Below are 15534 nucleotides of genomic sequence, written 5' to 3'. Positions count from 1 at the left end.
TGAAGCAATGCTGTGCAGATGAAACGACGACTTTCCGAGATCGATTGCGAGCAATTCGAATGTCATGACTTCCTCCTTTGGTTGGCCTTTCATTCTGAAGGTTCGGAGGGAGGCGTCCATCCCATAACATGCGCACCGCGATCGACAAGGTTGGCCGCGGGAAAGAGCGTGACGTCAACGTGCGCTTCCAGGCGATGGCTAGCCACTACCTGTTCGAGCCTGAGTTTTGCAATCCGGCTTCAGGCTGGGAGAAGGGACAAGTCGAGAAGAATGTTCAGGATGCGCGTCATCGGTTCTTTCAGCCCGTTCCGCGCTTTCCATCGCTGGAAGCCCTGAACGACTGGCTCGAGCAACGCTGCAAGGAGTTCTGGGCACAGACCCCGCACGGTCAGATGCGTGGCACCATTGCCGACATTTGGGCGGAAGAAGCTCCCGCGCTCATGCCCATTACCCGGCCGTTCGATGGGTTTGTCGAATACACCAAGCGTGTCTCTCCGACCTGCCTCGTGCATCTGGAGCGCAATCGCTATAGCGTCCCGGCGTCCTTCGCCAATCGGCCGGTGAGCCTAAGGGTTTACCCAGACCGTGTTGTGGCCGCCGCAGAAGGACAGATCATTTGCGAGCATCGTCGCGTCATTGATCGCTCCCACGACAGGCCAGGACAGACGATCTACGACTGGCGGCACTACTTGGCGGTAGTGCAGCGCAAGCCAGGTGCGCTTCGCAACGGTGCACCATTCGTCGAACTTCCCGATGCATTCCGGGCCTTGCAGCAATACTTGCTCAAGAAGCCTGGCGGCGACCGGGAGATGGTCGATATCCTGGCGCTCGTCCTTCAACACGATGAACAGGCCGTCCTGTCGGCGGTCGACATGGCGTTGAAGTCCGGTGTTCCGACCAAGACGCATGTTCTGAACCTGCTGCATCGCCTTGTCGACGGCAAATCCTTCACGCCGCCGACCATCGATGCGCCACAAGCCCTGACGCTCGTCAACGAGCCCAAGGCCAATGTTGAACGATACGATGCCCTGAGAAAGACGGAGGCCCGCCATGCGTCATAATCCAGCAGGCGGTGCGATCGTCATCATGCTGCGGCAACTGAAGATGCACGGAATGGCACAAGCCGTCGGCGAACTAACCGAGCAAGGATCGCCGGCGTTCGAGGCTGCCATTCCGATCCTGTCGCAGCTTTTGAAAGCAGAGACCGCGGAACGTGAAGTTCGCTCGACTGCCTACCAGCTCAAGACGGCACGCTTCCCTGCCTATCGTGATCTGAATGGCTTCGACTTCGCCAGCAGCGAGATCAACGAGGCGCTCGTGCAGCAGCTTCATCGCTGCGACTTCCTGGACGACGCAAACAACATCGTTCTGGTCGGTGGCCCCGGCACGGGCAAGACACACATTGCTACCGCGATAGGTGTTCAGGCCATCGAGCATCACCACAAACGGGTCCGGTTCTTCTCAACGGTCGAGCTGGTCAACGCGCTGGAACAGGAAAAGGCGCAAGGACGGTCTGGGCAGATCGCCAATCGCCTTGTCCACTCTGATCTCGTGATCCTTGATGAGCTTGGATACCTGCCGTTCAGCGCGTCAGGCGGTGCGATGCTCTTCCACCTGCTCAGCAAACTCTACGAGCGAACCAGCGTCATCATCACGACGAACCTCAGCTTCAGCGAATGGGCCAGCGTCTTCGGTGATGCCAAGATGACCACGGCATTGCTCGATCGGCTTACCCATCATTGCCACATCCTTGAAACCGGAAACGACAGCTTCCGCTTCAAGAACAGCTCTGCGCACGACACTAAAACGACAAAGGAGAAAACGAGGAACTTGACCACGACCGCAGACCCGAAACATACCTAACAGGCGGGTCAATTCTCGGTGGAAACGCCGGGTCAGTTCTCAGTGGCAATCAACATCCATGATTTAACCCACCCAATTATCAGCAATAGATGGAACAATCATGAGCAGGAGTCTAGCTGGATTTTCTATTCCAGGGGGGCGGCTAACTCCACGCCAAAAGTCAGCTATTCCCGTCGGCTACTTGTAAGCACGGTATATCTCCGAGATTGCTATAAATTTTTATGCATACCGATGACATTACAAAGACTATGCCACAGCGGACATATCGAATGAGTATAGAATAATGTCGTTCGCTTTGTAAAAAAATCAAGCGGCGTTATAACAGCACCTTTTATATTTCTTGTCGCTTCCGCAACTGCATTTCTCGTTGCGGCCCAATTTTGCCTGAGTGGGATTAGCTTGGCGCGATTTACTGGCTAAGGTCTTCAAAATTTCTGCTTCGAGGGATAAATCTTCTTCCCATTTTCCTGAAAGAGTTGTTGCCAATTTAATCGATCCATCATTAGTAAGAACTACTCCATGCCAGACTTCGGCTCTCTCAATGTACTTACGGCGCTTGCAATGCTCGTATAGGCGTTTCTCCGCATCAATGATGCCTCCGCCCGTGTGAAACGTGATGCCGCTGACAGGATTGTCGGTACCGAGGCTAAAATCGTGGAGCTTCCCATCGTTAACAGCGCGTCTTGAGATTACTTCAAGATTTCGATTTATCTCGTTTATTGAAGCTTCCCCTAGCTCCATGAGCGCGAAGCCGAGCGCAATCGCCGGGGCGGCCGCTTCCTTTTCAATCTGCGTTACAATTTTTTCAAACCGCGTGCCGCAGAACTTGGTTAGTAATCCTTCGGGCGTCTTGCGACCGGGAATACCCTCCCGACGAGCCGCCATAGCCACGTCAAGGGGAAGCGAGATACTGTCGTCCAACATTAGTAGATTAGTCTGCGGCTCGACCCACAGGTTATTTTGAAGATGGTACGAGAGCGTTACCAGTTCATGGTTCACGAATACCGTTTTAGAGGCCTTCGCTCTTAGCCAAATATAGCTCAGAAAGCGAAGTGGTGTAGAAAGCAATTCGCTTATCGCGTCTAGAGTAAAGACATCAGTGACGAGCGGTGAGACGATTGTCTCGGTACAACGGATATTCAAAAACTGTTTTGCTTGAAAAGCCAATGCCGGATAGTGATCTGAAACGACTGTCAATGGAAAAATAGTTTTTGGTACTGAGGGCAACTGCGGTGTTACGCCATCTCTACAGCGCAACGTCACCGTTTGATCAATCAGTAAGGAGGCGCAAAGATATGCCTGATCGACAGCGTCCTGAACTGCGGATTTGAAGTCTCCTTTCAACTGAAGGTCATTACCATTTCGAGCTGAAAGTGTTAACTTTTTGGATTTTGCTTGCAAAACAATGATACGGTCTCCAAAAACAACCAGTACGTCAATTTCGGCAAGTGTTTCTGCCTTTCCACGCAAAATTTCCACATTCTTGAAAACACGAGAAGATCCAAAAATTTTGACTAATCTATCATAAGTAAAATTTTCCGCGAAATCCCCACGGTGTCTCATCGCCGTTGAACAATATTCTTTATCAGCGCCCATCCAATAGAATGGCGCGTCATATATTGCTTCGCTGTAACCGTAGGCTGGTTGCAGAATGACGAATTCGTCCTCGCCCTTTCTAATAATAGGGAGCGCATATGCCTTATTAAACGCATGTAATGAGGTGAATTCCGCATTGGCTGGTGCAGTGGGAACGCAGAAAGGTTCTATGCATTTCAGTATGACATCCTGCGAAAGGCCAGTGATCATTGCCAATTCCGCACATGAAAACGAGAAACCGGGCAGTACTGTCCATGTTTCTTTGGGTTGCCCTTTCAAGGCAAACAACGTTGAAAAAAGGCGCTGGTTCAACAAATCCAGTATTGCTTTGCAGACTAATTGGGCGGCTTCGATGTCGAACGCTCTTTTTTCCAACAACCATTGGGTGTCTTTTTGGTATTTATAATGAGCTAGAGCGCGTCCATTGAACGCGGAATCGCGTTGAGGATTCCCTTGGTGGCCGAATTCTGATTCCATCGCTCCGACTGGTGATTTGGTTGGAGGCAATATGACCCGGGCTTTCAGTGATGATCTGCGTAGCCGCGTTCTGGCTGCGTCACGGGATGGCATGTCGGCGCGTTCAGCGGCAGCCCGATTTGGGATTGGGATTTCAACAGCCATCGCCTGGATTGCGAGTGCGCGGGCAGGTCTGTTGACCCCGGCGAAGCAGGGCCGACGCGGCGGCTCACGCCTGGATCCTCACGAGGACTTCATCTTCGGCATGATCGAAGAGGCGAAGGACATCACGCTCAACGAGATGGTCCGGCGATTGTATAAGGAGAGAGCCGTATCGATCGGTCGCAGTGGACTTGACGTCTGGCTGCGAAAGCGCGGCTGGACTTTCAAAAAAAGACCGCACATGCACTGGAGCAGGACCGTCCTGATCTGCTGAAGCGTCGCCAGGACTGGTTCGACGGCCAACTCGATCTCGATCCAGCGCGCCTCGTCTTCATTGATGAAACCGGCCTGAGCACGAAGATGTCCCGGCTTCGCGGACGAGCCCCTTGCGGAGATCGATGCCGTTCACCGGTCCCACACGGCCATTGGAAGACAACGACATTTACCGGTGCACTCAGACTATCCGGCATGACCGCGCCCATGGTCCTCGACGGTGCGATGAACGGCGTCGCATTCCAGGCCTATGTCGAACAGGTTCTCATTCCAACCTTGGTGACCGGCGACATCGTCATCATGGACAACCTGCCGTCACATAAGGCGCAGGGCGTGCGTCTTGCAATCGAAGGTGTGGGGTGCCGCTTGCTCTACCTTCCTCCATACAGTCCAGACTTCAACCCCATCGAGAAGGCCTTCGCTAAGCTCAAGGCCGTCTTGCGCGCCAAAGCCGAGCGAACCGTCGAGGGCTTATGGAATACCGTCGGCCAGATCGTCACGCTGTTCGAACCACAAGAATGCGCCAATTACTTCAAATCCTGCGGATATGACCCCGAGTAAAGTGGACGCGCTCTAGATCTCGATATTGAAACGGATACGCGGATTCCGCAGCGTAAAATATTGGTTCGCGCATAACTGCCGCCGAAGCAAACGGGTTAAAGCTGGAATCCAGAATGTTCTCTGCTTTAAAAAGCGTCGCTGCGGACGCAGATATAGCGTTATGCAATTCTTCTAGTAGTTGGCAGCTTTTCTCAACATATCTCGACAGTTGTTCTTGTGTCGGCAATGCGAAGTCGATTGCGCCGTTGATCATCAACCCATAAAGGGTATTTAGCTCGGTACGTATTAAGGTGGATGGATCTGCAAGTCTAGCCAAATCGTGAGGTTTCAGCTCTTCAGAAATTCCAACGGCCGTATTGCGAAAACAAAGTATAGCCAAGGCGTGTATGTACCCAGGTGACTGACATAGTTCGGAAAGGTCCTTAAATATTTGGTCTTCTGCACGCATGCTCAATAATTCCTGGCCATCTCAGGTTTTTTGCTATTCTGTAGACAAAATCTATTCGGCGTTTTGGCTCACCCATAGATTACTTAAGGAGTATGCGAACCAATTTATTTGCAAAGTTTTGTAAGGGCCGCCAGATGCGACTTATCTACATGATCCATCATGACAATCAACGCGTTTGCGGCATCGCGTGTTTCTTCGATTGTCATCGAAGAAAAAGATATAAGATCATCGAGGCTATCTGAATGGGATTCAACTTGCGTCAGTCGTTCTAATGCCACGATGCGATCCCGGTCCAATTCAGGATGTGCCTTGCACAGCTGGTCGATTTTTCCTGTAAGGCCCGAGTTCCCAGGGCATCTGAACGCGAGGAAAACATCTAGAACCCGACGCAGCACGTTCGGCATCATGTAACCGTGTTCAAAATGTTCTTCGCCTGCATTGCGGAAACGAAGTACCTGCCCAAAAAGAAAATGATACTCGGAATCGTATTCGCGTAGGAGCGTTGGTAGCGGTATTATCTTTGAAGAACGCTTCGAACTATCTTGCGCGATCTTGACATCAAGAAAATGTAAAGAAGTAGTCGGTTGTTTACCATCTCGCAGTTCAGCTCCCTTCTTCCACGCTTTTCTGAACTCATTCATACATTGCTGATTGTGTGTAAGCACGAAAAGCTGAGAGACGCCGGATAGCCGTGTGCGAATTAATGAACACGCAAAATTCAGAGCTTTCGTATCCAAACTGGACACCGGATCGTCGACTACGACGATGGCATCTTTAAAAGCCTTGCCGTCTGCTTCAATGGTTGAGAGAAAGTATGCTATCGAGATCGCAGTTTTCTCCCCCTCGCTAGGTAATCCTTCTATCACCGCTCCGTGACGGCGAACCTCATAACCTTCTTCAATAGGGTGGATCGTAAGCTCCCCATGACCAAGGTATGACTTCACGAGTTTATTGATAGCTTCTGCCGCTGGACCATGAGTACGAATGGCCTGTCGAAGATTCTCGGCTTTGGTTTGAGCCTCAGCAAGCGTGCGTTCTATCGTTTCCCGAGACTTGATCGCCTCGCTGACTGCATTAACATTTATGTCGAAATCAGCTCTACAAGCACCGATAAAATGCTTGCGAATTGTAATTTCAGCTTCTTCTTTGGCTTGCTTAAACCCGTTTACCGTTTTGTTGTGTTCAGCAATCATCACGTTCAACGAAGATACCGAAGCCGACAATTGATCGTTGATGGTTTCAATTTCATTCGCTTCGGGCAGATGCGATATATCTACAGGGCTCGCTGGGGCGGCAATTTTTTGATCGAGAATTTCTCTAAGAAGTCGCAAGACTCTCAATGTTTCTTTTAGTTTTTCATCAAAGTCCGCTCTCTGCGATTTGTATTGGTCGATTTGGTTTGAATATAAGGAGTCAGCGCGAGGGGAATGGTCGCGAAGTTCAGATAGAATATCGATTACGAAATTCAATTTTGACGAGGTTTTGGAGAGACGATCTATAAATTGATCGATAGTTGTGTCCAACGCGATGCGCAGAACGTCACGACGTTCGGGTGTTAACTGGTTCCCGCATAAAAGACATACCGAGAGGTCGTGCTTCGTGTGTAGTTCATGTCCCTGTTTTATCCAAAGCAATGCATCCGGATAATTCTCGACTTCCTTAAGTGCGACGGTACCGAGGGATTGTACGCACATGTCTCGAATGAAGCGGAATGCAGCTGGCACTGTCGTGCTATCGAACTGAATCTCTGGAATTGGAGCCATCGGCTCGGATGCTCGTCTCAGATCTTCGGCTGTTCTGAGGGCGTCTACCGAGATTACAGGCGTATCTGCCGCTGGCCATTGCTCATAATCTTTTGTGAGCTGGGGCGCTTCATATTTGCGGCCACCGAGATTCAGACGATCCGCCGTTAGCTTCGCCCGGTCACGCTTGAATGCAGTTAGGGCTTTGAGAGCATGCTGTTCAGATGTTTTGGCGGTTGCAAATCGGCCCTGTAGTTCGAGAATATGATTCTCTATATTTCCCAATTCTTTATGAGCATCAGCCTGGTCTTTGCCGATGAGAAAAATCGGTCGCGCCTTTCCGTGAACCCACTGGAAATTGTTTTCGGCGAAGTCACTATTGAAGACTGTCACCCGTCGTTCCAGCCCTTTCGGATTGGCGGGGATGCCATATGTAGTGCCGTCGCTCAAGCTTATCTCGAAGGCACAGTCCTTAGGCAGTTTAGTGTGCCTTTCTCCGAATTCTAAAGATGAGAAAAGCCTGGACAAGGTACTCTTACCTGCACCATTGAAGCCGTAAATGAGATTGTATTTTCGGAAGCTAAGGCTTTCCGAACGGCCATTTCTTTCTTCGAGAATTCCTGCGTTTCTACAGACGCTAATATTCGAAATAATATCCGCCATATTTGCCCCGACAGTTGCCCTTTTCAACCGTCACTATATCGATATGAATTTTGCTCCGCTAGGGTGACTGCCGCCTGCTTCGCCAACGCGGACATAAGACAGCGATCAAGTTCACGGATTCGTATGGCCCGCGATGTAAAATTCTGGAGCCAAGTTTCGCGGGTTTTTCTTATCTGGACAAATCAAACGCAACGAAATGACCATACCAAGGCGCAGGGAGACAAACCTAGGCGGCGTTTACAGGTGCGCATTTCCCCATCCCGCACGAAGTTGTGTAATTTTTGACGTTTACGGAAACGTCAAAGTAGGTTAGCTTCGGTCCGAAATTGACGGGGTGAGCGCGGATTCCGTGAGGTGCTCGGTCAAAAAAGCGGCAAAAAGGACTGTTTTTCGGAGAAATTCGTCCGGTTTTGCTGCAACATGCGCGCTGTCACAACATTTCGCTATAATGTGGCATGCAGGCATGAAACGCGGTTAAGGGCTCGTTCCAATCATCGCGGAACGGCTCAGGTGGTGAATTGGAGGATTTCTATGCCGAGCTATCGCGCGCCAGTTGAGGATACGAATTTCGTTCTCAACGACGTTCTGAATTATCAGCGTTACAACAATCTGCCGGGCTTTGCCGACGCGTCGCCCGATGTCGTCGAGGCGATCCTGTCGGAAGGCGCGAAGCTTGCGGAAGGCACCTTGTTCCCGGTCAACCACACGGCCGACCGTGAAGGTTGCAAGCGTTTGTCGGATGGCTCGGTCACGACGCCGAAGGGCTTCAAGGAAGCATATGATCTCTATCGTGAAGGCGGCTGGCTCGGCCTCGCCGTGCCGGAGCAATATGGCGGACAGGGGCTTCCCTATCTGCTGCATACGGCTGTCGGCGAATATATGTCTTCCGCCAATATGGCGCTCACCATGTATCCGGGCCTGACGCAGGGCGCGATTGCCGCGATCCTGACCCATGGCACCGACGAGCAGAAGGACACCTATCTGCCGAAGATGGTGGAAGGCACCTGGACCGGCACGATGAACCTGACCGAGCCGCATTGCGGCACGGATCTGGGCCTGCTACGCACCAGCGCCACCCCGCAGGAAGACGGTTCCTATAAGATTTCCGGCCAGAAGATTTTCATCTCGGCTGGTGAACATGACATGGCGGAAAACATCATCCATCTGGTGCTGGCCCGCATCGATGGCGCGCCGGAAGGCGTGAAGGGCATTTCGCTGTTCATCGTGCCGAAGTTCATTCTCGATGAAAACGGCAATCCGGGCGAGCGCAACGGCGTTTCCTGCGGTTCCATCGAAGAAAAGATGGGCATTCACGGCAATGCCACCTGCGTCATGAATTATGACGAGGCAAAGGGTTATCTCATCGGCGAAGCCCACAAGGGCCTGCGCGCCATGTTCACCATGATGAACGAAGCGCGTTTGGGCGTGGCCTTGCAGGGGCTTTCGATTGCCGAAACCGCTTACCAGAATGCCGTGATCTATGCGCGTGAGCGCATTCAGGGCCGTGCGCTTTCGGGTGCCGCAGCGCCCGATAAAAAGGCCGATCCGATCATCGTCCATCCGGATATTCGCCGCAACCTCATGAATATCCGCGCTTTCAACGAAGCCGGTCGCGCGCTCATTCTGTGGACGGCCCTCAACTCCGACATCGCGCACCGCTCCGGTGACGAGGCCGAGCGTCAGACTGCCGATGATCTCGTCGGGCTTCTGACACCCGTGCTGAAAGGCGTTCTGACCGACAAGGGTTTTGAACATGCCGTTATGGCGCAGCAGGTGTTCGGTGGCCACGGCTATATCGAAGAACATGGCATGAGCCAGTATGTGCGCGATGCGCGCATCGCCATGATCTACGAAGGCGCCAACGGCATTCAGGCGCTCGATCTGGTGGGCCGCAAGCTGGCGCTGAACGGCGGTCGCGCGGTTACGGCTTTCTTCAAGGAAGTGGGAGAATTTTGTGAAGCCAATCGTAAGAACGAGAAGCTTTCCTTCTTCACCAAGCACCTGAAGAAGGGCCTCAACGATCTTCAGGCCGCCACCATGTGGCTGATGCAGAATGCGATGGCCAAGCCCGACAATGCCGGTGCCGCCTCCAACGACTATATGCATCTGTTCGGTCTGGTGGCGCTCGGCTTCATGTGGGCGCGGATGGCCAGGATCGCGGAAGAAAAGCTTGGCAGGGGTGAAGGCAACAAGGCTTTCCTCGAAGCCAAGCTTGTCACTGCACGCTATTATTTCGAGCGGATCATGCCGGAAAGTGCAGCCCATCTCGCACGCATCCAGTCGGGTGCGGATTCGATGATGGCGCTCGAAGCGGACACATTCTGAACCAGAGATTACGCCGGGCTTTCGGGCCTGGCGGGCCAAAATTTGGCGGGAAGGAGCAAAAATGGCTGAGGCTTATATTTACGATCACGTGCGCACACCGCGCGGGCGTGGCAAGAAGGACGGTTCGTTGCACGAAGTGCCAGCCGTCCGTCTGGGCGCGAAGGTTCTTGAATCCCTGCGCGACCGCAACGGCATCGACACGGCAAAGGTCGATGACATCATTTTCGGCTGCGTCGATCCTGTCGGCGAAGCTGGTGCAGTTATTCCGCGTTCCGCCGCTTTTGAAGCCGGTTACGATTTCAAGGCGCCGGGCATCCAGATTTCGCGCTTCTGCGCTTCGGGCCTCGATGCGATCAATCTGGCCGCAGCCAAAGTCGCGTTTGGTTCCGACGATCTGGTGATCGCCGGCGGCGTCGAAAGCATGTCGCGCGTCGGCATGGGCATGTCGGGCGGCGCCTGGTACATGGACCCCTCGGTCGGCTTCCCCGGCTATTTCATGCCGCAGGGCGTTTCCGCCGATCTGATCGCCACGAAATACGGCTTCAGCCGCGATGACGTCGACGCCTATGCCGTCGAAAGCCAGAAACGTGCCGCGAAGTCGTGGGAAAAGGGCTATTTCAAGAACTCGGTCATCCCGATCAAGGACCAGAACGGTCTGACCATTCTCGATCATGATGAGCATATGCGCCCGTCAACCGACATGCAGGCGCTGGGCCAGCTCAACCCGTCCTTCGTGATGCCGGGTGAAATGGGCGGCTTCAACGCCGTCGGCATTCAGGCCCATCCGGAAATCGAGACAGTCAACCATGTCCACCATGCCGGTAACTCGTCCGGTATTGTCGATGGCGCGGCTGGCGTCCTCGTCGGCTCCAGGAAGGCTGGCAAGGCATTCGACATGAAGCCGCGCGCCCGCATCCGCGCTTTCTCCAATATCGGTTCCGAACCGGCGCTTATGCTCACCGGCCCGGTCGATGTGACGGAAAAGCTTCTCAAGCAGGCAAAGATGAAGCTCTCGGACATTGATCTGTTCGAACTGAACGAAGCCTTCGCCGCCGTGGTTCTGCGCTACATGCAGGCCTTCGACATTCCGCACGACAAGATCAACGTCAATGGCGGCGCCATTGCCATGGGCCATCCGCTGGGCGCAACCGGCGCAATGATCCTCGGCACGGTGCTGGATGAACTGGAACGCCGTAATCTCAATACCGCGCTGGTGACCTTGTGCATCGGTGCCGGCATGGGCACGGCGACGATCATCGAGCGCGTATAGGGCGAGGGAGGTTTTACGAATGGCTTACACGAATTTCAAAGTTGAAACCGACGCCGACGGCATTGCTCTCGTCACCTGGGACATGCCTGAAAAGTCGATGAACGTCTTCACCGTCGAGGCGATGCAGGAACTGAACGCCATCATCGACGCAACGACCGCCGACGAGAAGGTCAAGGGTGTTGTTATAACATCCGGCAAGGACAGCTTCTCCGGCGGCGCGGACCTGACCATGCTGGAAGGCATGTTCAAGGAATTCCAGAAGCAGAAGGCCAAGGACCATCAGGCCGCCGTGCAGGCGCTGTTCGACAATGTCGGCAAGATGAGCGGCCTTTTCCGCAAGCTTGAAACCTGCGGCAAGCCTTGGGTTTCGGCCATCAATGGCACCTGCATGGGTGGTGCGTTCGAAATGTCGCTCGCCTGCCATGCCCGCGTGACATCCGATGCGCCGGGCGTGAAGATGGCCCTGCCGGAAGTGAAAGTCGGCCTGTTTCCGGGCGCTGGCGGTACGCAGCGCGTTCCTCGCCTTGCTAACCAGCAGGATGCGCTGCAGATGATGACGACCGGCTCCAGCCTGACGGCGCAGCGCGCCAAGGCGATGGGCCTCGTCACCGAGATTGCTCCGGCCAAGAAGCTGGTCGAAACCGCCAAGAAGCTCATCAAGGGCGGTCTGAAGCCGGTTCAGCCATGGGATGAAAAAGGCTTCAAGCTTCCGGGCGGCGCGATCTATTCGGCTGCCGGTGCGAACCTTTGGCCTGCCGCAACGGCAATCCTGCGCCGCGAAACCTCCGGCAATTATCCGGCAGCGCTTGCCATCCTGAAATCGGTCTATGAAGGCCTGCTGGTGCCGTTCGATACCGGCCTGAAGATAGAGCAGCGCTATTTCACCGAAATCCTCCAGACGACCGAAGCAGGCATGATGATCCGCTCGCTCTTCGTGTCGCTGCAGGAACTGAACAAGGGCGCGCGCCGCCCGGCGGACGAAAAGCCGACCAAGCTCAAGAAGATCGGCGTTATCGGCGCTGGCTTCATGGGTGCAGGCATTGCCTATGTGACGGCGAAGGCCGGCATTCCCGTCGTGCTGATCGACCGCGATCAGGAATCCGCCGACAAGGGCAAGGCGCACACCGCCGATCTGGTGACCAAGGAAATCCAGAAAGGCCGCGCCACTGAGGCCGACAAGGAAAAGCTCCTGTCGCTCATCACCGCGACGCCGGATTATGCTCTTCTCGACGGTGCCGATCTGGTGATCGAAGCCGTGTTCGAGGATCGTGAAGTCAAGCGTGTCGCGACCGAAAAGGCAGAGGAAGTTCTGAAATCGTCCGCGATTTTCGCGTCAAACACCTCGACCCTGCCGATCACCGGCCTGGCGAAAGTCTCCAGACGTCCGAAAAACTTCATCGGCATTCATTTCTTCTCGCCTGTCGACAAGATGATGCTGGTCGAAGTGATCATGGGCAAGAAGACGTCGGACAAGGCGCTGGCCGTCGCGCTCGATTACGTCCGTGCGATCAAGAAAACGCCGATCGTCGTCAACGACACGCGCGGCTTCTACGTCAATCGCTGCGTGCTGCGCTATATGTCGGAAGCCTACAACATGCTCGTTGAAGGTGTGCCTGCTGCGATGATCGAAAATGCCGCCCGCATGGCCGGCATGCCGGTCGGTCCGCTGGCGCTCAATGACGAAACCGCTATCGACCTGTCGCAGAAGATCCTCAAGGCAACGCTTGCCGATCTGGGCGAAAAGGCTGTCGATCCGCGCCATGTGGAACTGGTTGATCGTCTCGTCAACGAGTTCGACCGCAAGGGCCGCAAAAATGGCAAGGGCTTCTATGATTATCCGGCCAAGCCCGCCAAGAAGCATCTGTGGCCGGGCCTGAAGGACCTTTACCCGCAGCAGGACCCTGACAAGGTCGATGTGAAGGAGTTGAAGGAACGCTTCCTCGTCACCATCGCCCTGGAAGCTGCCCGCGTGATGGAAGAAGGCATCGTCACCGACCCGCGTGAAGCCGATGTCGGCTCCATTTTGGCGTTCGGTTTCGCGCCTTATACCGGCGGTACGCTGTCCTATATCGATGGCATGGGTGCGAAGAAGTTCGTCAAGCTCGCCAAGGAATTGCAGAAGAAATACGGCCAGCAGTTCAAGGCGCCGAAGCTTCTCATCGACATGGCTGAAAACGGCGAAAGCTTCTACAAGCGTTTCAATCCGTACAAGGCGGAAACGAAGAAGGCAGCGTAAGCTCACCCTTCGCAGGATCATCGGAGCGCGGCATGTTTCATGCCGCGCTTTTGTTTGCGCTTCCGCCGCTGCTGGATTGCGTTCACCGCCAATAAGAAAATTTTCCCTGTTAATTCAGCCATCTTGCGCAATTCACGCTTTTTCGGTAGGTTGCAGCTGAAGATGGGACGGAAGATTAGGTTTAAAATCCTTTGAAACATATCTCCTGACGGGGCTGTCTGGATGATATGTCGGAACCTATGTGGCGGATCATGACTATGTTTTCTCACGAGAGCGTGTGGGCGGCTATTGATGCTCTGGCCGAACGTCATTCCCTGAGTGCGTCCGGGCTGGCGCGTCGGGCAGGGCTGGACCCGACGACCTTCAACAAATCCAAGCGCTATGCGTCGGACGGGCGCGCGCGCTGGCCTTCGACGGAATCGCTGGCCAAGGTGATGGAAGCGACCGGCTCGACCTTCGATGAGTTCACGCGGCTCATCGGCGGGGAAACCCGCACGCCGCAATTTGGCGAATATACGCAGGACATGCAGTCGATCCCGCTGCTCGGCATGGCCGAAGCGGGCGCGGGCGGCTACTTCGACGATGCCGGTTTTCCGGCAGGGCAGGGCTGGGACATCGTGGAATTTCCCGCCAGCACGGGCGAAGGGGTGTATGCGCTGGAGGTTTCGGGCGACTCCATGTTGCCCCTTTACCGGGATGGCGATACGCTGATCGTTGCTCCCAATACCGCCATTCGCCGGGGCGATCGCGTGGTGGTGCGAACGAAAGACGGAGAAGTGATGGCCAAGATTCTGCATCGCCAGACGCCGCGAACCATTGAGCTTCATTCGCTCAATCCAGAGCATCCGAACCGCGTCTTCGAGTCCAAGGATATCGAATGGGTCGCCCGCATTTTGTGGGCGAGCCAGTAATGGCGCAATCGCAGAACAAAAGCCACGCGCGCGCCGTTTTCGGCGGGCTGGCGGGTATAACGGGCGCTGTACTGGTCGCGGCCTTCGTGGCGCCGTTCTATGGCGCGCTGGACCGTCCCGTCGTCGTCATCGTTTCCGGTGATGCACAGACGAAGACCGGTACGGGCAACGGCATCGTTGTCGAACAGTTCGCCTATAACGAGCCGGGAAGCTCGCCTGAAACGGGCAATACGCCGGAGGGAACGCCGTCGCAGCCGGGCCAGACAGGTTCCGCCGATGGGCAGGCGTCGGAGCCGGGCAAGCCAAACGATCAGGCTGATGATGGCGGCATGGAACGCGAAGCGCCACGCCCGCCGCTGAGCGATCTCGGCCTTGCATCCACGCCAAAGCCACCCGAGCCACCGGCACCCGCTACGCCTGTTGACGCAGGCGAGCAGATGCAGCTTTTGCAGCGTCCCGTCGCCGTGGCGGCCGGACGGCTGGAAAGCCAGGGCCGCACGATCGAGTTGCAGGGCATTGAAATCGTCCCCGTCGAACAAACCTGCCAGACCGCTTCCGGCGAAAGCTGGCCGTGCGGCATGCAGGCGCGCACAGCCTTCCGGCAGTGGCTGCGCTCCCGCGCCGTCATGTGCCGCCTGCCGCAAAACGATAGTGGCGCCGCGGTCGCGACCGAATGCACGCTTGGCAATGAAGATGCCGCCGCGTGGCTCGTCGCCAATGGCTGGGCGAAGGCTGCCCCCGGCAGCGCCTATGAGGAAGCAGGCCGCAAGGCCGTGGAAGCACGCCTTGGGATTTTCGGCGACAAGCCCGATACGTCGCTGCCCAATCCGGAACCCGGCAGCAGCGATATGATGGATAACCCTTCACCTCTGGCCCCTGAACCGGAACCGCAGCCGTCATCGCCATCGCCACAGCCTCTGGACGGTTTTCCACCCGCGCCGCCCGCACAATAGAGCGGGACGAATTGAGAGCATTTCCAGTAATTTAAGCAGAACAGGAAACGCTCCAAGTCAAAGCCATCATCCCGC

General features: G+C 55.0%; 10 protein-coding genes and 1 pseudogene. 8 read left to right on the top strand and 3 right to left on the bottom strand.

Annotated features, from left to right (window positions below; translation table 11 throughout):
• Positions 1-125: 125 nt before the first annotated feature.
• A pseudogene (locus ABWW28_RS11100) lies at positions 126-1061 on the top strand (Mu transposase domain-containing protein); the annotation flags it as partial.
• Positions 1051-1863: an IS21-like element helper ATPase IstB gene (istB, locus tag ABWW28_RS11095; RefSeq protein ID WP_305403408.1), complete on the top strand. Its 813-nt coding sequence runs from the start codon at positions 1051-1053 to the stop codon at positions 1861-1863. The pseudogene ABWW28_RS11100 and the gene istB, both read left to right, overlap by 11 nt.
• A 306-nt stretch (positions 1864-2169) precedes the next feature.
• Here istB and ABWW28_RS11090 read toward each other — a convergent pair whose 3' ends face one another.
• Positions 2170-3936 carry an NERD domain-containing protein gene (locus ABWW28_RS11090; protein ID WP_353390982.1) on the bottom strand — a complete coding sequence of 589 codons (1767 nt, stop codon included), beginning with the start codon at positions 3934-3936 and terminating at the stop codon, positions 2170-2172.
• A 31-nt stretch (positions 3937-3967) separates the two neighbouring features.
• Between ABWW28_RS11090 and ABWW28_RS11085 the strand changes: the two genes are divergently transcribed.
• A protein-coding gene (locus ABWW28_RS11085) for an IS630 family transposase (protein ID WP_353390980.1) occupies positions 3968-4911 on the top strand; the annotation gives its coding sequence in 2 pieces (ribosomal slippage) (positions 3968-4292 and positions 4292-4911; 945 coding nt in all).
• On the opposite strand, the gene ABWW28_RS11080 is transcribed toward ABWW28_RS11085, so the two are convergent.
• Positions 4883-5359 (bottom strand): hypothetical protein, encoded by a 477-nt coding sequence (locus ABWW28_RS11080; RefSeq protein WP_353390978.1) that lies wholly within the window; start codon positions 5357-5359, stop codon positions 4883-4885. The genes ABWW28_RS11085 and ABWW28_RS11080 overlap by 29 nt on opposite strands.
• Positions 5360-5463: 104 nt before the next feature.
• On the bottom strand, positions 5464-7764 hold the full coding sequence (locus tag ABWW28_RS11075) for an AAA family ATPase (RefSeq protein WP_176587541.1): 2301 nt from the start codon (positions 7762-7764) through the stop codon (positions 5464-5466).
• A gap of 531 nt (positions 7765-8295) precedes the next feature.
• Between ABWW28_RS11075 and ABWW28_RS11070 the strand changes: the two genes are divergently transcribed.
• The 5 genes from ABWW28_RS11070 (at position 8296) to ABWW28_RS11050 (ending at position 15459) form a co-directional block, all read left to right on the top strand.
• The gene (locus ABWW28_RS11070) at positions 8296-10089 is read left to right on the top strand and encodes an acyl-CoA dehydrogenase C-terminal domain-containing protein (protein ID WP_176587542.1); all 1794 of its coding nucleotides are present in this window, start codon (positions 8296-8298) and stop codon (positions 10087-10089) included.
• Between the two features lie 61 nt (positions 10090-10150).
• The gene (locus ABWW28_RS11065; protein WP_006469316.1) at positions 10151-11359 is read left to right on the top strand and encodes an acetyl-CoA C-acetyltransferase; all 1209 of its coding nucleotides are present in this window, start codon (positions 10151-10153) and stop codon (positions 11357-11359) included.
• Between the two features lie 19 nt (positions 11360-11378).
• Entirely contained in the window at positions 11379-13595 is a 2217-nt protein-coding gene (locus ABWW28_RS11060; RefSeq protein ID WP_176587543.1) for a 3-hydroxyacyl-CoA dehydrogenase NAD-binding domain-containing protein, read from the top strand.
• Between the two features lie 257 nt (positions 13596-13852).
• Positions 13853-14506 carry a S24 family peptidase gene (locus tag ABWW28_RS11055; RefSeq protein ID WP_113464674.1) on the top strand — a complete coding sequence of 218 codons (654 nt, stop codon included), beginning with the start codon at positions 13853-13855 and terminating at the stop codon, positions 14504-14506.
• Positions 14506-15459, top strand: coding sequence for a thermonuclease family protein (locus tag ABWW28_RS11050; RefSeq protein ID WP_176588008.1), 954 nt, complete (start codon positions 14506-14508; stop codon positions 15457-15459). Before ABWW28_RS11055 ends, ABWW28_RS11050 begins: the two co-directional genes overlap by 1 nt.
• Positions 15460-15534: the final 75 nt, after the last annotated feature.

The sequence above is a fragment of the Brucella sp. NBRC 14130 genome (genome assembly GCF_040371715.1).
Classification (GTDB): domain Bacteria; phylum Pseudomonadota; class Alphaproteobacteria; order Rhizobiales; family Rhizobiaceae; genus Brucella; species Brucella intermedia.
This window is presented reverse-complemented; position numbering and strand designations above follow the sequence as displayed.